Genomic DNA, 23,751 nt, shown 5'->3' on the forward strand with positions numbered 1-23,751 from the left:
TTTGCCGGTCAGCTGGGCCGGGCGTATGCCGCGATGCCGGTGTCGAGCAGGACGCAGGCCTCGTCCCCCTCGGTCCAGGCGTCGTGGCCGGGGGAGATGTCCACGACGTCACCCGGGGCGACGGCGAGCTCGCCGCCGTCCTCGAACCGCACCGTCATCCGCCCGGACAGGCAGATGCCGGTGTGGTGGGTCTGGCAGGAGTCGGTCCCGGCGATCGGCTGGACGTCCTGCGACCAGCGCCAGCCCGGCTCGAAGACGCCGCGGCCCAGGGTGAAGTCCCCCAGGGTGACGACGTCCATGTGGCCGTGGTCCTTGAAGGGGCGGCGCTCGTGCGGCGTCTCGATGTTCTGCTTGTCGGTCATGTGCCCTCCCGGTGTGCGGTGCTCGTGTGCGGTGGAGGGTGGCAACGGCACGGGTGTTCCCGGCCGTGTGCACCGGTGCGACCACGTCGGCCCCAGGCCCGGGGGAGGCGTTTCCCGGGCCTCCAGCAGGCGCCGACCCGGTTCTCGTGTGCTGCCGAGCGTGCCACCGGGACGCGTTGGTGGACACCGCCAAAGGGGTGACCCGAGGGCGAGCCCTCCGTGCGGTACCGGCGCGGTGGCCCAGCCGGATCCGGACGCCTGGCGTTCGCGCTGGTGCGGCGGTGCGGTGGTCGCTCAGGCGGTGGCGGGGGCCTTCGCGCCGAACCTCAGGCCGTCGTAGACCAGGTCGACGAGGGCGAGCGTGGACTCCGGGCTCACGGTCCGGGGCTCGCTCGTCAGGCAGATGCCGCCCAGTGCCCGCAGCAGCTCCGGGGCGGCGACGTCGTCGCGGATGACGCCGGCCTCGATCGCGGGGGCGAGCATGCGCTCGGCGGCCAGCCGCAGGGTCTCGCGGGTGTGCTGGAAGTGCTCGGACCGGCTGCCGTTCATCATCGCGCGCAGGAGCGTCACCATGCCCTGCTTCACCGCGTAGAAGGCGACGAAGCCCCGCATCCACTCACGCAGCGCGGCGCCCGGGTCCTCGCTGGTGGAGAGCTCGCGCGAGCGCTGGTCGAGCGCGTCGATCTGGGCGCCGTAGACCGCGAGCACGAGGTCGTCGCGGGTGGGGAAGTGGCGGTAGAGGGTGCCGATGCCGACACCGGCAGCCTTGGCGACGTCGTCGAGCGAGGTCTCGACGCCACGTTCGGCGAACAGGACGGTGGCGCACTCGAGCAGGCGGGCGCGGTTGCGGGCGGCGTCCGCGCGCAGCGGCTTGGCGTCGTCGGCACCCATATGGCATTCCACCTTGCGTAAACGGAGGCTCTCTCCGTATAGTACCTGAAAGCGGAGGCTCTCTCCGCTTCCGCGGTCACTCGACCGCCGTCTCGCTTCGCAACGACGCGGAGGAGGCCTCCGCTTCACCTCGATGATACGCCCTGTCGGGAAGGACCTCCCCACCCATGAGCTCCACCACCACCCCGGCCACGCCCACCCGGACCTGGCTACCCCTCGCCGTCGTCCTCATCACGCAGATGATGATCGTGCTGGACTCGGCCATCGTGAACATCGCGCTGCCCGACATGCAGCAGGCGCTGCACATCGCGCCCGCCGACCTCTCGTGGGTCGTCAACGCCTACACCCTCGCCTTCGGCGGGCTGCTGCTGCTCGGCGCCCGCGCGGGTGACCTCTTCGGCCGGCGGACCGTCTTCGCCGTCGGCATGACGCTCTTCACCGTGGCGTCGCTGCTCGGCGGCTTCGCCGACGCCGGCAGCCACCTCTTCCTCGCCCGTGCCGCGCAGGGGGTCGGCGCCGCCCTGGTGGCCCCGTCCGCCCTGGCCATCCTCATGGGCCTGTACCCGCAGCCGCGTGACCGCACCCGGGCGATCGGCTACTACACGATCGTGTCCGCGAGCGGTGCGGCGATCGGGCTCATCGCCGGTGGGCTCCTCACCTCGTACGCCTCGTGGCGCTGGGTCATGTTCGTCAACGTCCCGATCGGCCTGGTGGTCCTCGGGCTGTCCCGCGCGGCGCTGCCGGCGAGCCGTTCCCAGCACGGCCGCATCGACGTCGTGGGCAGCCTGCTGTCGACGGCGGGCATGACGGCGCTCGTCTACGGCTTCATCTCCGCCGCGGCGCACGGGTGGGGGAGCGGTTCCGCGGTCGGCTCGTTCGTCGCCTCGGCCGTGCTCCTGGCCGCCTTCGTGGTGGTCGAGCGCCGGGTCGCCCAGCCCGTCGTACCGCTGCACCTCTTCGCGGACCGCGAGCGGGTCGTCGCCTACACCTCGCGGCTGCTGCTCGTGGCCGGGAGCATGGGCGCGTTCTTCTTCCTGAGCCAGTACTTCCAGCTGGTCCTCGGCTGGTCGCCGGTGCGCACGGGGATGGCGTTCGTTCCCTTCCCGGTGTCGGTCTTCATCAGCTCCCAGCTGGCCACGCGGGTCCTCGTGCCCCGCTTCGGCGGCCGCGCCGTCATGCTGGTCGGCATGACGATGTCCCTCGTGGGACTCGTCCTGCTCACCGGCGTCGGGGTGGGCACGACCTATGCGCAGCTCGTCGTCTCGATGGTGGTGTTCGCGCTCGGCAACGGCACGGCGTTCGTGCCGCTCACCGAGGCCGGCATGGTGCGGGTCGCCCCGCACGAGGCCGGCGTGGCCTCGGGCCTGGTCAACGTCACCCAGCAGCTCGGCGGTGCGGTCGGCCTGGCGGTGCTCGTGACCGTGTTCGCGACCGCCGGTCCCGGCGCCGCGTCCGGGCCGGGGGCGAGTGCTGCCGCCAAGGAGCTCTTCGTGCTGGGCGCCGACCGCGGGTTCGGTGTCGCGGCAGGGCTCATCGCGGTCGCGGTGGCCCTCCTCGTCAGCCTCTCGGCGCGGCGGCGGACCCCGAGGTCCGAGGCGACCACGTCCGGGGCCCCGACGCAGGCCGAGGCGGTGCTGGAGCCGGCCGCCTGACCCGTCCTCCTCCCGGAGGGCGACCAGCCCACTGACACGCTCGTCTGCCCGCAGACGAGCGTGTCAGTGCGCATGGACCGGATCCGCGCGCAGTGGTGCGCAGGCGTGCGCGCAGACGAGCGGGGAGGGGAGGGGAGCTGGCCCGGCGGGGCCCGGGTCAGGCGACGCCCTGCGCCCGGAGCTCCCGGACCAGGCGCGCGACCGCGGACCGCACGTGGTGCCCGAGCGGCACGGTCCCGGCGCCCACGGCGGCCTGCGCGGACCCGCCCACGTACACGGTGGGCCGGGGGTCGGCTGCGCCCAGGACGGCCGCTGCCTCCCGGGCCGCCGCGACGTCGTCCGCCGACGGGACGCCCAGCACCACCGCGGCGGGGGCGTGGTGCCGCAGCACCACTGCCCACGACTCCGGCGGCACGTCGGGGCCGAGGTACGCCACCTGCAGGCCGGACCGGCGCAGGAGCAGGGTGAATGCCGTGACGCCCAGCTCGTGGCGCGCGCCGCGGGGCAGCCCGACCGCCACCTTCGGGTTGCCGAGCTGCGGGCCGGCGGCGTCCAGGGCCGCCCCGAGCCGGCGCTGGACCGCAGCGGTCACGAGGTGCTCGCCGGCCACGTCCACGCGGCCGGCCCTCCAGTCCTCACCGAGGACGCGCAGGGCGGGGAGCAGCCAGCCGTCGACCGCCTGCTCCGGGCCCGCGACGGCGAACGCCTCCTCGAGCGCCGACTCGGCCAGCCGTGGGTCCAGCGCCGCGGCGGCCCTCGACAGGACGGTGGTGTCCGCCCCTGCGATCGCGACGGCTGGGCCGGGTCGGTCGGCAGCCTGCCCGCTCTCGTCAGGAGCGCCCCCCGCCGCCGCGCTCGCGCCTCTCGCGCGCCCCCCTTCCGTGTCCGCCGGTCGGGTCTCGGCCTCCCCGGCCGCGAGGTGCGCAGCCGCGTCCCGTGGAGCCCAGCCGGCCGCCACCAGGGCTGCCATCGCGGTCAGCGTCCGCACGGCGAGGTCGTCGTACAGCCGGTACCCGGCCGCGGTTCGCGTGGGGGACACCACGGCGTAGCGCCGCTCCCACGCGCGCAGCGTGGCGACCGGGACCCCGGTGAGCGAGGCCGTGTGGCCGATGGTGTGCACGATCGGAGGTTACCCCTCAGGATTGGACAAAGTCTGGACAACATGGGGAAGGAAGCGCATGCTTCAAGGGCGAACCCTGGACAGGGGTTGTACACCGGGGTTCGCGCTCCACCGAAGGTCGTGTCCGGCTCCGGGGTCCCGTCCCGTCCATCCCTCAACGGGACCCCGGGGCCGGGCCGCAGGCGACGGGGCGCACGGCGTCGCCGGCCGTCTGCGCGCGGAGGGGGCAGACGGCGGCGCCGCCCTGCCGGTGGCGCCCATGGCTGACAGGATGGCGCCCATGGCCGCGCCCGTCCGCCCGATGACGGGTCAGCGACGCGCCGCCGACGTGGTTCGGTCCCGGCGGTGTCCCGGCCGCACGCCCGGCGCCGCCGCGCCCGACGGCGAGAGGGTGCCGCCGTCCGCGCCCGCGCTGCGGACCCAATCCGGCGCCGCGCGCACGCCGAACTCCCGGCGACGCCCCCTACGAAAGGCCCTCTGATGTCCGGAGCACGCAGCGCGGTGGTCGGCAGCGGCATCGCCGGCCTCGCCGCCGCGCACGTCCTCGCCCAGGACGGGCCGGTGACCCTGTACGAGGCCGACTCCCGCCTCGGTGGCCACGCGGACACCCACGACGTCACGGTCCGCGACCGGGTCGTCGGCGTGGACACCGGCTTCATCGTCCACAACGACCGCACGTACCCGACGCTCCTGCGGCTGTTCGCCGAGCTCGGCGTCCAGACGCAGGACTCCGACATGAGCATGTCGATCCGCGACGACGCCGCGCGGCTGGAGTATGCCGGTGCCAAGGGTGCCCGGGGCCTGTTCCCCACGGCGCGCAACGCCACCGACCCGGCATACCTGCGCATGCTCGTCGAGGTGAAGCGGTTCCACCGCGCCGCCCGGGCCGTCCTGGCGCGGGGCGACGACGACGCCGCGCGCGACGAGACGCTGGGCGAGTTCGTCGCCCGTGTGCGGTTCAGCGACTACTTCGCCCGGCACTTCCTGGAGCCGGTCGTCGCCGCGGTGTGGTCCTGCGACCCCACCGTGTCGCTGCGCTACCCGGCCCGGTACCTGTTCGAGTTCCTCGACCACCACGGGATGCTGACCGTCTTCGGGTCCCCGACCTGGAGGACGGTCGTCGGCGGGTCGGCCCGCTACGTGCAGGCCCTCGCAGCCCGCCTCGACGACGTGCGCCTCGGGACGCCGGTGACCTCGGTCGTGGAGCGCGAGGACGGTGTGGTGGTCGACGACGCCACGGGTGGGCGCGAGGTCTACGACCGCGTCGTCGTCGCGGCCCACCCGCACCAGGCGTTGTCGCTTCTCGGCGAGCCGACCGACCTCCAGCGCGAGGTGCTGGGCGCAATTCCTTACTCCTCCAACGTCGCCCAGCTGCACACCGACGAGTCGGTGCTGCCGCGCAGCGCCGGCGCCCGTGCCTCGTGGAACTACTGGCGACGCCCCGGGCGGGACGGTGCGGGGGTCCTGGTGACCTACGACCTCACCCGGCTCCAGCGCATCGACGTGCCCGGGCCGCGCTTCCTGGTCACACTGAACGGCGTGGACTGTGTCGACCCCGACCTCGTCATCGACACCATGCACTACGGGCACCCCCTCTACACGCCGGAATCCGTTGCAGCGCAACGCAAGCTTCCCCTGATCAACTCGTCGCGCATCGCGTTCGCCGGGGCCTACCACGGGTGGGGCTTCCACGAGGACGGGGCGCGTTCGGGGGTCGAGGCTGCCCGCGTGCTCGGCGCCGAGTGGTCCGCCACGCCTCGCACCAGCCGCGGGCGGCACGCCGACCCGGACGGCGACGCCGTGCCGGCGGCGGTGGGTTCGTGAGGCCGGGTAGGGGCACCCGGATCTACCGCACCAGCATCCGCCACGCCCGCACCTCGCCGCTGCGGCACCGGTTCGCCCACCGCAGCCACACGTGGCTCGTGGACCTGGACGACCTGCCGCGGCTCGGGGTCCTTGCGCCCCTCGCGCGCTTCGAGGCGCGCGACCACCTCGGCGACCCCGACCAGAGCCTGCGCCAGAACCTCGACGCGTTCCTCGCGACGCAGGGGATCGACCTGCGGGGCGGGCGGATCCGGATGCTCGCCATGCCGAGGGTGCTCGGCACCGTCTTCAACCCCATCAGCATCCACTGGTGCCACGACCGCGACGACCAGCTCGTCGCCACTGTGGTGGAGGTGCACAACACGTACGGCGACCGGCACGCCTACCTCGTCCGCGCCGACGAGCGCGGCCGAGCCGAGGTCGACAAGGCGCTGTACGTCTCGCCCTTCAACGACGTGTCCGGGCGCTACTCCCTGACCGTCCCCGAGCCCGACGACCGGCTGCACGTCCAGGTCGTTCTGCACCGGCAGGGTCACGACCCGTTCGTCGCCGGCATGACCGGTGTCGCGGTGCCCGTGACCACCCGGTCGGTGCTCCGCCTCGCCCTGACCCAACCGCTCGAACCGCTGGCCGTCATGGCCCGGATCCGCCTGCACGGCATCCGGCTCTGGCTGCGCCGGCTCCCCGTCCAACCCCGACCCCCGCACCACCAGGAGGCCGTCCAGTGACCACCGCAGACCCCGTCCTCGCGTCCCGCCCCACCATCGACCCGGTCCGCTGGCCCGACCTTGCCGCCTCACGCGCCAAGGTGCGCCGGGGCGTCGAGTCGGCGGTCGCGCGGCAGCTGTTCCGCTCCGCCGTCCGGCGGCTCGCCGTCCGCGTCGAGGCCGAGGGCGAGGTCCTCGGCGGTGGGGCGAACGACCCGTCGGCCCCCGTCATGCGGCTCGTCCGCCCCGAGGCCTTCTACGCCGCGGTCGGCTCCAAGGCGCTCATCGGCTTCGGCGAGTCCTACATGGCCGGGGACTGGGACTCGCCCGACCTCGCCGGCCTGCTCGAGGTGTTCGCGGCGCAGATGGCGACCCTCATCCCGGCGCCGCTGCAGCGCCTGCGTGCCTTCTACGTCGCGCGGCACCCCTCGACCGAGCGCAACACGACCCGCAACACCCGCAGCAACATCGCCCGGCACTACGACCTGTCCAACGACCTGTTCGCCTCGTTCCTCGACGACACGCTGTCGTACTCCTCGGCGCTGTTCGAGGCGCCGGCGCAGCGGGTGGCCTCGGTGACGGGGGAGACCGCGCTCGTCAGCCCCGCACCCGCTGCTCCCACGTGGGCCGACCTGCGCGCGGCGCAGGAGCGCAAGATCGACCGCATCCTCGACGCGGCGCGGGTCGGCGACGGCACGCGGGTGCTCGAGATCGGCTCGGGCTGGGGCGAGCTCGCCATCCGGGCGGCGTCGCGCGGCGCCAGCGTCCTGACCGTGACGCTGTCCAGCGAGCAGCAGGAGCTGGCCCGCGAGCGGGTCGCGGCGGCCGGGTACTCCGACCGCGTCGACGTCGAGCTGCTCGACTACCGCGCCGTGCAGGGCGAGTTCGACGCCGTCGTCTCGGTCGAGATGATCGAGGCCGTCGGGCACCAGTACTGGAAGGACTACTTCCGCACCATCGACCGCGTCCTCGCGCCCGGTGGGTCGGTCGCGATCCAGGCGATCACCATGCCACACGACCGGATGCTGGTGACCCGCAACACCTACACGTGGATCAACAAGTACATCTTCCCGGGCGGCTTCCTGCCCTCGACCGAGGCGCTCGCCGACGTGACCCGCGAGCACACCAGGCTCCGGCTCACCGAGCGGCTGTCCTTCGGCCGCCACTACGCCGAGACGCTGCGGCTGTGGGACGAGCGCTACCTCGGCGCGCTCGACCACGTCCACCGGCTCGGGTTCGACGAGGTGTTCGACCGGATGTGGCACTTCTACCTGCAGTACTCCGAGGCCGGGTTCCGGTCCGGCTACCTCGACGTGCAGCAGCTCGTCTTCCGCCGGGAGGTGACCGCGTGACGACGCTCGACTCCCCGCGCGCGCCCCAGTCCGCTTCTGCCGCAACGCGTTCCGGGCTCGCGACCCAGTTCGCGGAGGCGCTCGCCCCCGTCGTGGGCGGCGAGCTCCCCGTGCACCTCACCCTCTGGGACGGCAGCAGCGCCGGCCCGGCGGACGCGCCCCGGGTCGTCGTCCGCTCGCCGCGGGCGCTGCGCCGGCTGCTGCGCCACCCCGGTGAGCTGGGGGCCGCGCAGGCGTACGTCACGGGGGAGCTCGACGTCGAGGGGGACCTCGACGACGCCCTCACGCACGTGTGGTCGGTGGCGCAGGAACGCGGGCTCGGCGGCATACGGCCGACGCCGGCGGTGGTCGCGGGGGTGGTGCGCCTCGCGCGCAGCGCCGGGGTGCTCGGTCGCCCGCTGCCGCCGCCCGCCAGCCAGGCGGTCGTCCGCGGCCGTCTGCACAGCCTGCGCCGTGACCGGGCCGCGATCTCCCACCACTACGACCTGTCCAACGACTTCTACCAGCTGATCCTCGACCCCCACCTGGCGTACTCGTGCGGCTACTGGCGCTCCGACGACCCCGACTACACGGTCGAGGACGCTCAGCGCGACAAGTTCGAGCTCGTGGGCCGCAAGCTCGGCCTGCGCGAGGGATCGCGGCTGCTCGACGTCGGGTGCGGCTGGGGCTCGATGAGCCTGTATGCCGCGGAGCACTTCGGCGCGCAGGTCACCGGGGTGACCATCGCCGCCGAGCAGAAGCGGTTCATCGACGCGCGCATCCGCGAGCGTGGCCTGCAGGACCGGGTCGAGATCCGGCTGCAGGACTACCGCGACGTCCCGGACACCGGCTTCGACGCGGTCGTCTCGCTCGAGATGGGCGAGCACGTCGGGCAGCGCAACTACCCGACCTACGCCAAGGTCCTGCACGACGCCGTCCGCCCCGGCGGCCGGGTGCTCGTCCAGCAGATGTCGCGCCGCGGCCGGCACCCGGGCGGCGGGCCGTTCATCGAGCAGTTCATCGCCCCCGACATGCACATGCGGCCGGTGGGCGACACCGTCGCCCTGATCGAGGAGTCCGGACTCGAGGTGCGCGACGTGCACGCGCTGCGCGAGCACTACGTCCGCACGGTCGACGCCTGGCACGACACGTTCGAGGCCAACTGGGACCGCGCCGTGGACCTCGTCGGTGAGGAGATCGCCCGCGTCTGGCGGCTCTACCTCGTGGGCGGCTCGATGGCCTTCCGGGACGGCCGGATGGGGGTCGACCAGATCCTCGCCGTGCGCCCCGGCCCTTCCGGCCGGTCCGACGTCGAGCCGGTCCGCCCCGGCGGGTGGTCGTGAGCACGATGGGCTTCGACCTCGGCAGCTTCTGGGCGGTCACCGGCTCGTCGCTGCTGGCCCTCGTCCTGCTCATGGCCGTCACCGCGGTCGTCGGGCACCGGCAGGGCCGGGTGAGCGTCGTCGACACCACGTGGGGGCTGGGCTTCGTCCTGGTCGCCCTGGTCGCGGCGCTCGTCGGCGACGGCGCGGGGTGGCGCCGGGTGCTGCTGCTCGTGCTGGTGGCGGTGTGGGGGCTGCGGCTCGCCTGGCACGTCACCCGTAGGAACGCCGGCAAGGGCGAGGACCCGCGCTACACCGAGATGCTCGAGAAGGAGGGCGGCAACCCGACCCTCGTCGCGATCCGCAAGGTCTACGCGGTGCAGGGCGCCGCACTGTGGTTCGTCTCCCTGCCGCTGCAGGTCAGCGCCGCCGCCGGCGGCGGGGTCGCCTGGGTCGCGGTCGTCGGGGTCCTGCTCTGGCTGCTCGGCGTCAGCTTCGAGGCGGTCGGCGACGCCCAGCTCGCCCGCTTCAAGGCCGACCCCGCGAACAAGGGCAAGGTGATGGACCGCGGCCTGTGGTCCTGGACCCGCCACCCGAACTACTTCGGCGACTCCAGCGTCTGGTGGGGCCTGTTCCTCGTCGCCGCGAGCGCGTGGCCGGGGGTGCTGACCGTGCTGTCGCCGGTCGTCATGACGTACTTCCTCGTCTACGGCACCGGGGCCAAGCTGCTCGAGCGGCACATGGCCGAGCGCCCCGGCTACCGCGAGTACCAGCAGCGCACGAGCTACTTCCTGCCCCGCCCGCCGCGCCGGGCCACGGGGGCCGGGCGGGGATAGGGTCGCTCGCGTGCCCGACGACTGCCTCTTCTGCCGGATCGTCGACGGCGCGGTGCCGTCCTTCACGGTGCTCGACGAGCCGCTGGTGCTGGGCTTCCTCGACACCCGTCCCCTGTTCAAGGGCCACGTCCTGCTCGTGCCCCGCATCCACGTCGGCACCCTGCCCGACCTGCCGCGCGAGCTGCTCCCGACGCTGATGGGTGCCGTGCAGCGAACGGCTGCGGCCATGCCGGCCGGCCTCGGCTCGCAGGGGTCGTTCGTGGCCGCCAACAACGTCGTCTCCCAGTCGGTCCCGCACCTGCACTGGCACGTCGTGCCCCGGACCAAGGGGGACGGCCTGCGAGGCTTCTTCTGGCCGCGCACCCGCTACGACTCCGACGAGGAGGCGCAGGAGTATGCCGCGCGGCTGGCCGCCGCGATCGAGGCGCCGGCCGGGTAGGCCCGGGCTGCCGGCGCCGGGCTGTCGGTCCGGCGAGGCACAATCGGGTCGTGCCCACCCACACCGTCATGCCGTCGCCGATCGGCGACGTGACGATCGTGTCCGAGGACGGCGCGGTCACCCGCGTCATGACGTACAGCCAGAAGCACGCCCCCGACCCCTCCGAGCTCGGGGAGCGGGACGACCACGCCGGGGCCGAGGCCGTCCGCCAGCTCACCGAGTACTTCGCCCGCGAACGCACCGCCTTCGACCTGCCGCTGGCCCCGCGGGGCGACGAGTTCAAGCAGCGCGTCTGGGCCCTGCTGCGCGAGATCCCCTACGGCGAGACCCGCTCCTACGGCGACCTCGCGCGCGCCCTGGGCGACGTCAACCTCAGCCAGGCGGTCGGCTTCGCCAACGGTCGCAACCCCATCGCGATCGTCGTGCCCTGCCACCGGGTGATCGGCGCTGACGGCAGCCTGGTCGGCTACGCCGGGGGACTGGACCGCAAGCGGTTCCTCCTGGCGCTCGAGGAGTCCGAGGAGACCCGCGCCCAGCGGCTGTTCTGACCAGCCCGCGAGACGGCTGGGACGCCGGACGTGATCCCCGTCGCACCGGGTGCACGCGGGCGGCCCCGCGGGCATACGCAGGCCGCTACCGTGGTTGCCTCGAGTGCACGACGTCATCGCGGACGGCGCCGGGGCGGGAGCCCGGGTGGCCGTCCTTCGTGTTTGACAGGAGAGTGTTGGTATGTCGTCGCAGCAGGATGGGACCCCGGCCACGCGCCATCGGGTCGTCGTCATCGGGTCCGGCTTCGGTGGCCTGTTCGGCACCCAGGCCCTCAAGCGTGCGGACGTGGACATCACGCTGGTCGCCAAGACCACGCACCACCTCTTCCAGCCCCTGCTCTACCAGGTGGCCACCGGCATCCTGTCCGAGGGCGAGATCGCCCCGTCGACCCGCGAGGTGCTCGCCCACCAGGCCAACGCCCGCGTCGTGCTGGGCACCGTCACCAACATCGACCTCGAGGCGCGCACGGTGACCTCGCGCGTCCTCGACCGCGACACCGTGACGCCGTACGACTCGCTCATCGTCGCGGCCGGTGCCGGCCAGTCCTACTTCGGCAACGACCAGTTCGCGACCTACGCGCCGGGCATGAAGTCGATCGACGACGCGCTCGAGCTGCGCGGCCGGATCTTCGGCGCGTTCGAGTACGCCGAGCTGGCCAGCACCCCCAAGGAGATCGAGCGCCTCATGACCTTCGTGGTCGTGGGTGCCGGGCCGACGGGGGTGGAGATGGCCGGGCAGATCGCCGAGCTGTCGCGACGCACCCTGCGCCACGACTTCCGCCGGATCGACACGGCCTCCGCGCGCATCATCCTGCTCGACGCCGCGCCGCAGGTGCTGCCCGCCTTCGGTGACCAGCTCGGCACCAAGGCGCAGAAGCGGCTCGCGGAGATCGGCGTCGAGGTCCAGCTGGGCGCCATGGTCACGAACGTCGACGCCACGGGCATCGAGGTCAAGGACAAGGACGGCACCACCCGGCGGATCGAGTCCATCACCAAGGTGTGGGCCGCCGGGGTGCAGGCCTCCGAGCTCGGCGCGCAGCTGGCCGAGCAGTCCGGCGCCGCCCTCGACCGCGCGGGCCGCGTCGAGGTCAACGACGACCTGACCCTCCCGGGGCACCCGGAGGTCTACGTCGTCGGCGACATGGCTTCGCTCAAGGGCTACCCGGGCGTGGCGCAGGTGGCCATCCAGGGTGCGCGGTATGCCGCGGAGTCGATCAAGCGCCGCCTCGCGGGACGTCCCGCGCAGGGCCCCTTCCAGTACAAGGACAAGGGGTCGATGGCGACGATCTCGCGCTTCAGCGCGGTCGCCTCGATCGGCAAGCTGCACTTCGGCGGCTTCGTCGCGTGGGTGCTGTGGCTGGCGGTCCACCTCGTCTACATCATCGGCTTCAAGCACCGGCTGACCACGCTGCTGCACTGGGCGGTCAGCTTCCTCGGCCGTGGCCGCTCCGAGCGCACCGTCACCGAGCAGCAGGTGTTCGCCCGGACCGCGATCGAGCAGCTGGGCGCGGCGTACGCCCCCTCGCTGCCCCGGGTCCCCGCCGACAAGCGGCCCCCGGTGCAGTCCGTGGCCCAGGCGCGCGACGAGGCCAGCCGCACCCTCTGACGCGGCGCGGCAACCGCCGGACCGGCCTTCGCGGGCCGGACCCGGCACGTAGGGTGCTGGCATGCCGCTGGAGTACCCCATCCACGAACGCACCCTGGACAACGGGCTGCGCGTCGTCGTCTCGCCCGACAGCAGCGTGCCCATGGTGACCGTCAACCTCTGGGTCGACGTCGGGTCACGCCACGAGGTGGCCGGCCGCACCGGCCTGGCGCACCTCTTCGAGCACCTGATGTTCCAGGGCTCGCGCAACGTCGCCAGCGGCGAGCACTTCGCCCGGCTCATGGCCGAGGGCGGCCGGCTGAACGCCACCACCTGGTTCGACCGCACCAACTACTTCGAGACCGTGCCGAAGGGCGCCTACGAGCTGGCCCTGTGGATGGAGGCGGACCGGCACGGCTACCTCCTGGACGCCGTGACCCAGGAGAACCTCGACAACCAGCGCGACGTGGTCAAGGAGGAGAAGCGCCAGCGGTACGACAACGTCCCCTACGGCAACGCCCTCATCGAGGTGTACGCCGCGACGTTCCCCGCCGGCCACCCGTACCACCACCCGACGATCGGGTCGATGGAGGACCTCGACGCCGCGAGCCTGCAGGACGTGCACGACTTCTTCCGGCACTACTACGGCCCCAACAACACCGTGCTCACCCTCGTCGGCGACCTCACCCCGGAGGAGGGGTTCGCCGCGGCCGAGCGCTACTTCGGCCCGCTGCCGGCGTCGGCCTCCCCGCCGCGGGACAACCTCCCGCAGCTCCAGCCCCTCGACGCCCCGGTGCGGGTCGACCGCCCGGGCGCCGTCCCGAACGACCGGCTGCACGTCGCCTTCCGGCTGCCCGTCGACAACACCCACGAGTTCTTCGCGGCGGCGCTCGCGGTCGACGCCCTCGGCGGCCTGACGACCTCGCGGCTGGTGCAGCGACTGGTCCGGCGCGAGCAGGCCGCGAACTCGGTCCAGGCCCACACCATGGGGTTCGTCGACGGTGCCTCGCTGGGCTTCCTGGTCGTCGACGTCGCCGAGGGGCACGACCCCGAGGAGATCGAGGCCGCGGTGGCCGAGGAGCTCGAGCGCTTCGCGGTGGAAGGGCCGACCGACGTCGAGCTCGAGTCCGCCCTGGCGCAGTCCGAGCGCGCGTGGCTGTCGGCGCTGGCCGGCCAGGAGGAGCGGGCCGACCTCATCAGCCAGCACGCCCTGCTCCACGGCGACCCGCAGTTCGTGAACACCTTCCTCGACCGACTCGCCACCGTGACCGCCGAGGAGGTGCGCGCCGCGGCGGACGCCTGGCTGCGCCCGGAGCACCGCGCGGTGGTCCGACACCTCGTCCAGGCCCAGGAGGACGCCGCGTGAGCACCCCGAGCAGCACCGAGAAGGACACCCCCCTCGAGCACGACGCCGCAGGTGCGGCCGGCGCCGCGGCCCGGCCGCCCGTCCTGCCGCCCGAGCCGTGGCAGTTCCCGGTGCCCAGCCGGGCGACGCTGCCCAACGGTGTCGAGCTCGTTCTCTACGACATCCCGGGGCAGTACGTCGTCTCGGTCCGCACGGCCGTCCCGTTCCCGCTGTCGGCCGAGCCGGCCGAGGTGGAGGGCGTCGCGACGATCATGGCGCGGATGCTCGACGAGGGGACGGCCGAGCACAGTGCCGAGGAGTTCGCCGAGCTGCTCGAGCGCAAGGGGATCGCCATCGGGGCCGGCGTGACCGATGCCGGCCTGTCGGTCGACCTCGACGTGCCCAAGGGGCGCCTCCCGGACGCGCTCGACCTGCTGCGCCGGCTGCTCGCCGACCCGGTGTTCCCGCAGCCCGAGCTGGACCGGCACCTCAGGACGCGACTGGCCGAGATCGAGCAGGAGCGGGCCCTCGGGCCGCAGCGGGCAGCGCGGCAGTTCGTGGCCACGATCTTCGACCCGAGCGATCGCGCCTCCCGCCCGACCGGGGGTTCCCCGTCGACCGTCCGCGCGATCACGCGCGAGGCCGTCGCCGAGTTCCACCGCGGCCAGGTGGGTCCGCGGGGCGCCACCGTCGTCGTCGCGGGCGACCTCTCCGACCTCGACGTGCCCGCCATCGCGGCCGCCGGCCTCGGCGGCTGGTCCAACCCGGACCAGCGCGAGCTGCCCGACCCGGTGGCGCCCGCGTTCGCCGGCGACCGGGCGCGCGTCGTCCTCGTCGACCGGCCCGGCGCGGTCCAGTCCGAGATCCTCGTGGGGTGCCCCGGACCGGACCGCCGCGCGGAGGGCGGCTGGGCGGCATACCCCGTCCTGGGGTTCGTCGTCGGGGGCTCGCCCAACGCCCGGGTCGACGCCGTCCTGCGCGAGGAGAAGGGCTTCACCTACGGCATCCGCTCGGCCTTCCGGCCGCGGCGGCGCGGTGGGCTCTTCCTCACGTCGGGGTCCGTCCGGGCGGATGCCACCGTCGAGTCCGTCCAGCTGCTGCTCGACATCCTCGGCCGCGTCGGTGACGGACTGGCCGAGGAGGAGGTGCGTGCCGGGGTGGACTTCATCAGCAAGACCGCACCGGGTCGCTTCGCCACCGCCGACGCGGTGGCCGACGAGGCGGCGGCACTCTCGCTCGAGGGCCTGACCACGCAGTTCACCACCGACAACCTCGAGCGGATGCGCTCGCTGGACCCGGACGCGCTGCTCGCCGCCTGGCGGCAGTGGGTGACGGGGGAGTGGACCGTCGTCGTCGTCGGCGACGCGGCGCGCTGGGCCGACGGGCTCCGTGGGCTGGGCCTCGGCGAGGTGGTCGTCGTCCCGGCCTGACGGGGGGAAGCGACCGCCGGCCGGACGCGGGCGAGGGCCTGGTCAGGCCCGGGCGTCGGTGCCGATCCGCTCGAGGACCTCGTCGTGGAGCAGCCCGTTGGTCGCCACGGCGTTGCCGCCCCACGGGCCGTCCTTGCCGGCGAGGGAGGTGAAGCGGCCGCCCGCCTCGGTGACGATGGGCACGAGGGCGGCCATGTCGTACACGGCGAGCTCGGGCTCGGCGGCGATGTCCGCCGCGCCCTCGGCGACCAGCATGTACGACCAGAAGTCGCCGTACGCGCGGGTCCGCCAGCAGGTGTCGGTGAGGTCGAGCAGCTCGTCGTACCGGTCGACGGCGCGCCACCCCTTGAGGCTGGAGTAGGAGAGTGAGGCGTCCTCCAGCCGCGAGACACGTGAGACCGAGATGCGCTTCGCCGCGGCGAGGCTGCGCCCCGACCACGCGCCCGAGCCGTTGGCGGCCCACCAGCGCCGGCCGAGGGCGGGGGCCGCGACGAGCCCGAGGACGGGCATCTCGTTGTCGACGAGGGAGATGAGGGTGGCCCACACGGGCACCCCGCGAACGAAGTTGTGGGTGCCGTCGATCGGGTCGATGACCCAGCGGCGTGGCCCGTGCCCCGTCGTCTCGAACTCCTCGCCCTCCACGGCGTCCCGGGGGCGGGTGCGCTTGAGCTGGGCCCGGATGAGCTCCTCGGCATCACGGTCGGCGTCGCTCACGAGGGTGAGGTCGGGCTTGGACTCCACCACGAGGTCCTCGGCGCGGAACCGAGCCATCGTGATCCGCTCCACGGCGTCTGCCAGGACGTGGGCGAGCCGCAGGTCGTCGTCGTAGGCCACGCCGTCACGCTAGACCAGGGGGGCTCCGGCCCCCGGGACCGACCACGACACGCCGGGCCCCGGTATGTGCCGGAATGCCCCGCGACGGGCCGGATCGGAGCCCCACCGCAAGATCTGCTCTCAACTCGGCTGCAGGACGATCACGTTTTTGTCTCGGGTTGTGCCAGACCGTCGCCTTTACCGTCTCCTTGCTCTTTCATGGGTGCCACACGACGACGCACTGTGCGTTGGAGGGCTGCGCGCCGACCGGTGCGTCGCCCGGACCACCCCGTCCACACCGGTCGGGAATCCCTATGTAGGAGGACATCCATGCGAGGAACTGCTCGCACGGTGGCTGTTGTTGCCGGTGTCTCCGCTGTCACGCTGCTTGCTGCAGCGTGTGGTGGCGGCAGCAGCAACGACAACACCAAGTCGACTGCCGGCGGCAAGACCGGTGGCACCGTCACGGTCCGCGGGTGCAACCCCCAGAACCCGCTGATCCCGAGCAACACCACCGAGACCTGCGGTGGCAACGTGCTCGACGCGATCACGGCCAAGCTCGTTCACTACAACGCCGAGACCGGTGCTCCCGAGAACGACATCGCCGACAAGATCGACACCTCGGACAACCAGAACTTCACCGTGACCATCAAGAAGGGTTACAAGTTCCAGGACGGCACCGAGGTCAAGGCCCACAACTTCGTGGACGCCTGGAACTACGCCGCCTACGGTCCGAACGCACAGTCCTCCGGCTACTTCATGGAGCCCATCGAGGGCTTCGACGCCACGCAGTGCGCCGACGCCGACTGCAAGACCAAGCCGAAGACCGACAAGATGACCGGCCTTGCGGTGAAGGACGACTACACCTTCACCATCAAGACCACCGAGAAGGTCTCGAACATGCCGGTGCGCCTGGGCTACTCCGCCTTCGCGCCGCTCCCGGACTCGTTCTTCAAGGACCCGAAGGCCTACGGCGAGAAGCCGGTCGGCGCGGGCCCCTTCAAGCTCGACTCCTGGACCAAGAACACCGAGATCAAGCTCAGCAAGTTCGCTGACTACTCGGGCAAGTTCGGTGGCAAGCTCGACGGCATCACGTTCAAGATCTACCAGGACAGCGACGCTGCCTACAACGACGTGATCGCCAACCAGCTCGACGTGACCGACGAGGTCCCGTCCTCGGCGATGATCGACGACAAGTACAAGACGGACCTCCCGGACCGCAACGCCCAGAAGGCCGTCGGCGTCATCCAGACCATCACCTTCGCGCCGGCCAAGGTCGACCCGAACTACGCCGACCCGAAGATCCGCCAGGCGATCTCGATGGCGATCGACCGCCCGACGATCATCAAGCAGATCTTCAACAACACCCGTCAGCCGGCCACCGGCTGGGTGTCCCCGGTCGTCGACGGCTACAAGGCCGGCCAGTGCGGTGAGTACTGCACCTTCGACGCTGCCAAGGCGAAGGCCAAGCTCGACGAGGCCGGTGGCTTCAAGGGCGGCAAGATGACCATCTCCTACAACGCCGACGCTTCGCACAAGGCGTGGGTCGAGGCCACCTGCAACTCGATCAAGGGCGCTCTCGGTGTCGACTGTGTCGCCACCCCGGTCGTGGACTTCGCGACCTTCCGCGCGCAGATCGCGGCCAAGAAGATGAAGGGCATGTTCCGCACCGGTTGGCAGATGGACTACCCGTCCATCGAGAACTTCCTCGCCCCCATCTACAAGACCGGCGCTTCCTCGAACGACGGTGACTACAGCAACCCCGAGTTCGACAAGCTCCTCAACGAGGCTGCTGCCCAGACCGACGCGGCTGCGGCGAACGCCAAGTACCAGGAGGCGGAGAAGCTCCTCGCCAACGACATGCCGGCCATCCCGATGTGGTACTCCACCGCCACCTTCGGCTGGTCCGACAAGGTCACCGGTGTGAAGATCACCGCCTTCGGCACCATCGACTTCGCCAGCCTCTCGCTGAAGTAAGTCACCCCCGGATGGCGCTCCCAGCGGGGGCGCCGACCGAACAGCGACCGTCGGCCTGCCGGCCCCGAGCCGGCAGGCCGACGGCCTGTCCGGGGAGGGCCCCGGGACACCCCCGGGGCCTGCCCCATGTACCGTCCATACGACTATGTTGTGTCGAGGAGCAGCGGGACCTGACCCGCTCGGCTCGACCGGGCGCCAACTCCGCTCCGCTCGACCGGCCACGCCACCGGGACCACCCCTCCCCGCGGGCGTCAATCAAAAGGAGGTGACGTGTACAAGTACATCCTTCGGCGACTGCTCCAGATGATCCCGGTGCTGCTTGGGTCCACGTTCATCATTTTCGCCATGGTCTTCGCCCTGCCCGGTGACCCCACCGCCGGCATGTGCGGCGAGCGAGGCTGCCCGCCGGCCTTCGTCGCCAAGTTCCGCCAGGAGCACAACCTCAACGACCCACTGTTGGTCCAGTACGGCAAGTACATGGTCAACGTCGCGCAGGGTGACCTCGGCACCAACTTCCGCGACATCAAGGTGTCGGACGAGCTCAAGCAGCGGTACCCCACCACCGTGCGGCTCGCCGCGATGGCCATCCTCTTCGAGACCCTCATCGGAATCCTGGCCGGCGTCCTCGCGGGCATCCGAAAAGGCAAGTTCATCGACAACCTCGTCCTGGTGAGCACCCTCTTCGTGATCTCGGTGCCGGTGTTCGTCATCGGCGCCACCCTCCAGTACTACCTGGGCGTGAAGCTGGGCCTGTTCCCGGTCACGGTGTCCTCCTCGGCGACCTTCTACGAGCTGCTGCTGCCGGCCTTCGTCCTCGGCAGCTCCTCGATCGCGTACGTCGCGCGCCTGACCCGCACCAACCTCGTCGAGAACCTGCGGGCGGACTACCTGCGCACCGCGATCGCCAAGGGACTGACCAAGCGCCGCGCCGTCGGGGTGCACGCGCTGCGGAACTCCCTCATCCCGGTCGTGACCTTCATCGGTGCCGACTTCGGTGGCCTGCTCGCGGGCGCGATCATCACCGAGCGCATCTTCAACATCCAGGGCGTCGGCGGCTACCTGTTCACCGGCATCCACAACCGTGACGGTGTCGTCGTCGTCGGCACGGTGACGGTCCTGGTGCTCGTGTTCCTGCTCGCCAACCTCGTCGTGGACCTGCTCTACGGCGTGCTCGACCCGAGGATCAGCCATGACTGAGGCTTCGACCATCGCCGTCTCCGCGGAGACGGGTGCTGCGCCCACCGGCGAGGCAGGGGACGCTCCGCGCTCACTGGCCTCGGACGCCTGGCGGTCCCTCAAGAAGAACCCGATCTTCTGGGTGTCCGTAGTCCTGATCGCCCTCTTCGTCCTCATGGCCGCGTGGCCCTCGCTGTTCACCAACGTCGACCCCAACGCCGCGGTCCTCAAGGACGCCCGCGTCCCCCCGAGCCTCGACGGCCCGTGGTTCGGGCGCGACATCCAGGGCTACGACATCTACTCGCGCACCATCTACGGCGCCCGCGCCTCGATCCTCGTCGGCGTGTTCACGACCATCGCCACCGTGATCATCGGTGGGGTGCTCGGTGTGGCGGCGGGCTTCTACGGCGGCTGGCTCGACGCGGTCCTGTCGCGTGTCACGGACATCTTCTTCGCGATCCCGCTGCTGCTTGGCGGCATCCTGTTCATGTCGGTCTTCGCGAACGACGCCAACACCCCGTACTTCGTCGTGGTGGGCAAGGTCGTGCTCGTGCTCGCGGTGTTCGGCTGGCCGACCATCGCGCGGCTCATGCGCTCCAGCGTCATGCAGGTCAAGCCGAACGACTACGTGCAGGCGGCCCGTGCCCTGGGTGCGAGCCCGTGGCGGATCATCCGCTCGCACGTGCTGCCCAACGCGCTGGCTCCCGTCATCGTCATCGCCACGATCAACCTGGGTGTGTTCATCGCCGCAGAGGCCGCGCTGAGCTTCCTCGGCATCGGCCTCACGCCTCCGGCCGTGTCCTGGGGTGTGTCGATCTCCGACGCGCTGATCGCGCTGCGGACCACCCCGCACATCCTGTTCTTCCCCAGCCTGTTCCTCTCCCTGGCTGTGCTGGCCTTCATCATGCTCGGCGACGCGGTGCGCGATGCCTTCGACCCGAAGTCGCGCTGAGCGGGAAAGACGAACTCCACATGACGACCACTGACACCAAGCCCCACCGGTCTCACAAGACCGACGGGCCCGTGTACACCCCGCAGGACGGCCTGCTGCTCGAGGTGGAAGACCTCCACGTCGAGTTCCACACCCCCGACGGTGTGGCCAAGGCCATCAACGGCGTGGACTTCGACCTGCACGAGGGCGAGACGCTCGCCATCCTCGGCGAGTCGGGGTCGGGCAAGTCCGTGACCGCACAGGCGATCATGGGCATCCTCGACATGCCGCCGGCGAGGATCCCGAAGGGCCAGATCCGGTACTGCGGGCAGGACCTGCTCACCATGCCGGACGAGCAGCGTCGCCGGACCCGCGGCCCCGAGGTCTCGATGGTCTTCCAGGACGCGCTGTCCTCGCTCAACCCGGTCTTCCCGGTGGGTTGGCAGATCGCGGAGATGTTCCGCAAGCACCGCGGCATGAACAAGTCCGACTCCCTGGAGCGGGCGATCAAGCTGATGCAGCGCGTGCAGATCCCGGCTGCCAAGGAGCGGGTGAAGGCCTACCCGCACCAGTTCTCCGGCGGCATGCGCCAGCGCATCATGATCGCGATGGCGATCGCGCTCGACCCGGCGGTCCTCATCGCCGACGAGCCGACCACCGCCCTGGACGTGACCGTCCAGGCCCAGATCATGGCCCTGCTGCAGGAGCTGCAGGAGGAGCGCCGCATGGGGCTCATCCTCATCACGCACGACCTGGGTGTCGTCGCCGACGTCGCCGACAAGATCGCGGTCATGTATGCCGGCCGGATCGTCGAGCGCGCGGACGTGTACGACCTGTACCGGCAGCCGGCCCACCCCTACACCAAGGGCCTGCTGGAGTCGATCCCGCGCCTGGACCAGAAGGGCCAGCAGCTCGCCGCCATCGGTGGCCTGCCGCCGAACCTCATGCGGATCCCGCCGGGCTGCGCGTTCAACCCGCGCTGCCGCTACGCCCAGGACGTCTGCCGTGAGGACCGTCCCCAGCTGCTGACCGTGGCACCGGGCCGCGAGAGCGCCTGCCACTTCGCCGAGGAGGTCCTCCATGGCTGAGCCGATCCTGACCGCGACCGACCTGGTCAAGTACTACCCGATCAAGGGCGGCGTGCTGCGGCGCACCGTCGGCCAGGTCAAGGCCGTCGACGGCGTCAGCTTCGAGCTGCTCAAGGGCGAGACCCTCGGCATCGTGGGCGAGTCCGGCTGTGGCAAGTCCACGCTCGGCCGGCTGCTGATGCGCCTGGAGGAGCCGACGTCCGGCACGGTGATGTTCGACGGCGTGGACATGTACGCCCAGAAGGGCCGCGCCATGCGCCGCCTGCGTCGCGACATCCAGATCGTGTTCCAGGACCCGTACACCTCGCTCAACCCGCGCAAGACGGTCGGCGACATCATCGGTGAGCCGTTCGAGATCCACCCGGACGCCGTGCCGAAGAAGGGCCGCCGCAAGGCGGTGCAGGACCTGCTCGACCTGGTCGGCCTCAACCCCGAGCACATCAACCGGTACCCGCACCAGTTCTCGGGTGGCCAGCGCCAGCGCATCGGCATCGCCCGCGGCATCGCGCTCAACCCGAAGGTCCTCATCTGCGACGAGCCGGTCTCGGCGCTGGACGTGTCGGTGCAGGCGCAGGTCGTCAACCTGATGGAGAAGCTGCAGGACGAGCTCGGCCTGTCCTACATCTTCATCGCGCACGACCTGTCGGTCGTCCGGCACATCTCTGACCGCGTCGGCGTCATGTACCTGGGCAAGATGGCCGAGCTGGGCGAGGAGGACGACATCTACGGTCGTCCGACGCACCCCTACACGCAGGCCCTGCTGTCCGCGGTCCCCGTGCCGGACCCCACCCTGCGCGACAAGAAGGAGCAGATCGTCCTCAAGGGCGACGTGCCGTCGCCGGCGAACCCGCCCAGCGGCTGCCGGTTCCACACGCGCTGCTTCAAGGCGCAGGACAAGTGCAGCACCGACGAGCCCGTGCTCGAGCTGCGTCCCGACGGTGTGGGCCAGCACCTCTCCGCCTGCCACTTCGCGGCACCGCGCGTGATCATCCCGACCGTCGACGTCTCGGGCCAGGAGCCGGTGTTCCGCGCCGAGGTCCGCGACCAGGCGTCGTTCGAGGAGCCGTACGAGCGTGTCGGCGACGGGACGCAGGACTCCTGACCGAGGCTGGTCCCGGCCGCGCGTCCCAGCGCACACCGACCGCGCCGTCCCCGTCCGGGGGGCGGCGCGGTCGCGTTCAGTGGGAGCGCTCGGGGAGCCTGCGGTTGAGCGAGAAGAGCCGTCCGAGCACAGGCATGAGCACGATGTTGACCCCGTGCAGGATGCCGATGACGAGCAGGATGCCGCCGAGGCGCGACAGCTCGAACGTCACCTGCTCGGCCGTCACGCGCTCGGTGATGTCGTTCTTCCACTCACCCTGCGGCGCCACGTGCAGGCTGAACAGGATGTAGGCGGCGAAGATCAGGTAGTACACGATGTCGGTCAGCACGATGTAGCTCTTGCCCGTCAACGGGTTGTCGTGGAAGACGTCGGCTGCGTACGCCCTCCCGAACCGCTTGATGAACGGGCCCAGCCACAGCGCGATGCCGAGCAGGACGAGGTTCGTCGCCACCTCCAGGACCCACCAGGGCATCTCCAGTCCTCTCTCTCCACGGGGTGTCAGGGTCAGCACGAGGGTCGTCGCGAGCGCCAGGCCGACGACCCAGGAGGCGCCGAGCAGCCGCACCCGGCGGCGCCGGTGCCGGTCGTGCTCGATGCCGTCGACGACCCGGGCGAACAGGTCGGGGGCCGGTGCGCGGCTGTCGCCGACCCCGGTGAGGGCGTCGTGCAGCCGGTCCTCCAGGGCGCTCATCGCTCCTCCTCGAGGGTCGTGGCGAGTGCGCGCAGGCCGCGGCGCAGGTGGGTCTTGACCGAGTTCGGGGACAGGCCCAGCGTGCGGGCTATCTCCTCCACCGGCAGCTCGAGGTAGTAGCGCAGGGCCACGCAGTCTCGCTGCCTGCGTGGCAGGGCACGCACCGCGGCGACGACCTCCTGCCGCGCGTGCTCGCCTGCCACGGTGTCCTCGGCGGAGGGCTCGTCGGGCTGGGCCGGTGGGCGGTGCCGCAGGGAGACCAGGCCGCGCCGGTTGTGGTCGCGGGCGAGGTTGATGACGATCGAGCGCAGGTATGCCGCGGCGCGGTCCCGGTCGCGGATGCGCGAGGTGCTGCGCGACAGCCGGATGAAGGCCTCCTGCACGAGGTCCTCGGCGGCCGTGCGGTCGTCGACGAAGAACCGGGCGAGCGAGACGAGCCGGGCCGCCTCGTCCCGGAAGAGCACGACGACGAGGTCGTCGGCGGCCACCCCCGGGACCGCCGCGACCCCGCCCTCCTGCAGTGCTCCCACCGCCTCCATCACCTCGACAGACGATTCTCGACCGGTCGCGGGTGACACGGA

Annotated in this window: 22 protein-coding genes; 16 read left to right on the top strand and 6 right to left on the bottom strand. The window is 71.7% G+C overall.

Annotation, left to right across the window (positions count from 1 at the left end; translation table 11 throughout):
- Positions 1 to 8: 8 nt before the first annotated feature.
- A complete protein-coding gene (locus J2X64_RS12455) occupies positions 9 to 362 on the bottom strand; it encodes a cupin domain-containing protein (RefSeq protein WP_310154766.1) in 354 nt (117 codons plus the stop codon).
- A gap of 294 nt (positions 363 to 656) precedes the next feature.
- Entirely contained in the window at positions 657 to 1,253 is a 597-nt protein-coding gene (locus J2X64_RS12460) for a TetR/AcrR family transcriptional regulator (protein WP_310154770.1), read from the bottom strand.
- A 167-nt stretch (positions 1,254 to 1,420) separates the two neighbouring features.
- Between J2X64_RS12460 and J2X64_RS12465 the strand changes: the two genes are divergently transcribed.
- Positions 1,421 to 2,905, top strand: coding sequence for an MFS transporter (locus J2X64_RS12465; protein WP_310154772.1), 1,485 nt, complete (start codon positions 1,421 to 1,423; stop codon positions 2,903 to 2,905).
- A 157-nt stretch (positions 2,906 to 3,062) separates the two neighbouring features.
- On the opposite strand, the gene J2X64_RS12470 is transcribed toward J2X64_RS12465, so the two are convergent.
- Entirely contained in the window at positions 3,063 to 4,025 is a 963-nt protein-coding gene (locus tag J2X64_RS12470; RefSeq protein ID WP_310154775.1) for a MerR family transcriptional regulator, read from the bottom strand.
- A 480-nt stretch (positions 4,026 to 4,505) separates the two neighbouring features.
- Here J2X64_RS12470 and J2X64_RS12475 point away from each other — a divergent pair, with 480 nt between their 5' ends.
- From J2X64_RS12475 to J2X64_RS12520, 10 genes are all read left to right on the top strand, one after another.
- Positions 4,506 to 5,849, top strand: coding sequence for an FAD-dependent oxidoreductase (locus J2X64_RS12475; protein ID WP_310154777.1), 1,344 nt, complete (start codon positions 4,506 to 4,508; stop codon positions 5,847 to 5,849).
- Positions 5,846 to 6,577, top strand: a complete 732-nt coding sequence (locus J2X64_RS12480) for a DUF1365 domain-containing protein (RefSeq protein WP_310154780.1) — start codon at positions 5,846 to 5,848, stop codon at positions 6,575 to 6,577. Before J2X64_RS12475 ends, J2X64_RS12480 begins: the two co-directional genes overlap by 4 nt.
- Complete coding sequence (locus tag J2X64_RS12485; RefSeq protein ID WP_310154783.1) at positions 6,574 to 7,908, top strand: cyclopropane-fatty-acyl-phospholipid synthase family protein; 1,335 nt, start codon at positions 6,574 to 6,576, stop codon at positions 7,906 to 7,908. The genes J2X64_RS12480 and J2X64_RS12485 overlap by 4 nt, the downstream gene beginning before the upstream one ends.
- Positions 7,905 to 9,230 carry a cyclopropane-fatty-acyl-phospholipid synthase family protein gene (locus tag J2X64_RS12490; RefSeq protein WP_310154786.1) on the top strand — a complete coding sequence of 442 codons (1,326 nt, stop codon included), beginning with the start codon at positions 7,905 to 7,907 and terminating at the stop codon, positions 9,228 to 9,230. Before J2X64_RS12485 ends, J2X64_RS12490 begins: the two co-directional genes overlap by 4 nt.
- Positions 9,231 to 9,235: 5 nt before the next feature.
- Entirely contained in the window at positions 9,236 to 10,045 is an 810-nt protein-coding gene (locus tag J2X64_RS12495) for a DUF1295 domain-containing protein (protein WP_310155868.1), read from the top strand.
- Between the two features lie 10 nt (positions 10,046 to 10,055).
- On the top strand, positions 10,056 to 10,484 hold the full coding sequence (locus J2X64_RS12500; protein ID WP_310154789.1) for an HIT family protein: 429 nt from the start codon (positions 10,056 to 10,058) through the stop codon (positions 10,482 to 10,484).
- A gap of 68 nt (positions 10,485 to 10,552) precedes the next feature.
- The gene (locus tag J2X64_RS12505; protein ID WP_397444064.1) at positions 10,553 to 11,032 is read left to right on the top strand and encodes a methylated-DNA--[protein]-cysteine S-methyltransferase; all 480 of its coding nucleotides are present in this window, start codon (positions 10,553 to 10,555) and stop codon (positions 11,030 to 11,032) included.
- 181 nt (positions 11,033 to 11,213) lie between these two features.
- Positions 11,214 to 12,638, top strand: a complete 1,425-nt coding sequence (locus tag J2X64_RS12510) for an NAD(P)/FAD-dependent oxidoreductase (protein WP_310154795.1) — start codon at positions 11,214 to 11,216, stop codon at positions 12,636 to 12,638.
- Between the two features lie 61 nt (positions 12,639 to 12,699).
- Complete coding sequence (locus J2X64_RS12515) at positions 12,700 to 13,983, top strand: pitrilysin family protein (protein ID WP_310154797.1); 1,284 nt, start codon at positions 12,700 to 12,702, stop codon at positions 13,981 to 13,983.
- Positions 13,980 to 15,392, top strand: coding sequence for a pitrilysin family protein (locus J2X64_RS12520; protein ID WP_310154798.1), 1,413 nt, complete (start codon positions 13,980 to 13,982; stop codon positions 15,390 to 15,392). Before J2X64_RS12515 ends, J2X64_RS12520 begins: the two co-directional genes overlap by 4 nt.
- A gap of 42 nt (positions 15,393 to 15,434) precedes the next feature.
- Here J2X64_RS12520 and hisN read toward each other — a convergent pair whose 3' ends face one another.
- A complete protein-coding gene (gene hisN, locus J2X64_RS12525; protein WP_310154802.1) occupies positions 15,435 to 16,226 on the bottom strand; it encodes a histidinol-phosphatase in 792 nt (263 codons plus the stop codon).
- Between the two features lie 309 nt (positions 16,227 to 16,535).
- On the opposite strand from hisN, the gene J2X64_RS12530 reads away from it, so the two are divergent.
- The 5 genes from J2X64_RS12530 (at position 16,536) to J2X64_RS12550 (ending at position 22,479) form a co-directional block, all read left to right on the top strand.
- Entirely contained in the window at positions 16,536 to 18,182 is a 1,647-nt protein-coding gene (locus tag J2X64_RS12530; protein ID WP_310154805.1) for an ABC transporter substrate-binding protein, read from the top strand.
- Between the two features lie 270 nt (positions 18,183 to 18,452).
- Positions 18,453 to 19,379 carry an ABC transporter permease gene (locus J2X64_RS12535; RefSeq protein ID WP_310154807.1) on the top strand — a complete coding sequence of 309 codons (927 nt, stop codon included), beginning with the start codon at positions 18,453 to 18,455 and terminating at the stop codon, positions 19,377 to 19,379.
- Positions 19,372 to 20,310 (top strand): ABC transporter permease, encoded by a 939-nt coding sequence (locus tag J2X64_RS12540; protein ID WP_310154810.1) that lies wholly within the window; start codon positions 19,372 to 19,374, stop codon positions 20,308 to 20,310. The genes J2X64_RS12535 and J2X64_RS12540 overlap by 8 nt, the downstream gene beginning before the upstream one ends.
- A 20-nt stretch (positions 20,311 to 20,330) precedes the next feature.
- Positions 20,331 to 21,377, top strand: coding sequence for an ABC transporter ATP-binding protein (locus tag J2X64_RS12545; protein WP_310154812.1), 1,047 nt, complete (start codon positions 20,331 to 20,333; stop codon positions 21,375 to 21,377).
- The gene (locus tag J2X64_RS12550) at positions 21,370 to 22,479 is read left to right on the top strand and encodes a dipeptide ABC transporter ATP-binding protein (protein WP_310154814.1); all 1,110 of its coding nucleotides are present in this window, start codon (positions 21,370 to 21,372) and stop codon (positions 22,477 to 22,479) included. The genes J2X64_RS12545 and J2X64_RS12550 overlap by 8 nt, the downstream gene beginning before the upstream one ends.
- Before the next feature lie 76 nt (positions 22,480 to 22,555).
- On the opposite strand, the gene J2X64_RS12555 is transcribed toward J2X64_RS12550, so the two are convergent.
- A complete protein-coding gene (locus tag J2X64_RS12555; protein WP_310154816.1) occupies positions 22,556 to 23,170 on the bottom strand; it encodes a hypothetical protein in 615 nt (204 codons plus the stop codon).
- Positions 23,167 to 23,700 carry a sigma-70 family RNA polymerase sigma factor gene (locus J2X64_RS12560; protein ID WP_310154818.1) on the bottom strand — a complete coding sequence of 178 codons (534 nt, stop codon included), beginning with the start codon at positions 23,698 to 23,700 and terminating at the stop codon, positions 23,167 to 23,169. The genes J2X64_RS12555 and J2X64_RS12560 overlap by 4 nt, the downstream gene beginning before the upstream one ends.
- Positions 23,701 to 23,751 lie beyond the last annotated feature (51 nt).

It is taken from the genome of Phycicoccus sp. 3266, from assembly GCF_031456495.1.
In the GTDB taxonomy this organism is placed as follows: Bacteria; Actinomycetota; Actinomycetes; order Actinomycetales; family Dermatophilaceae; genus Pedococcus.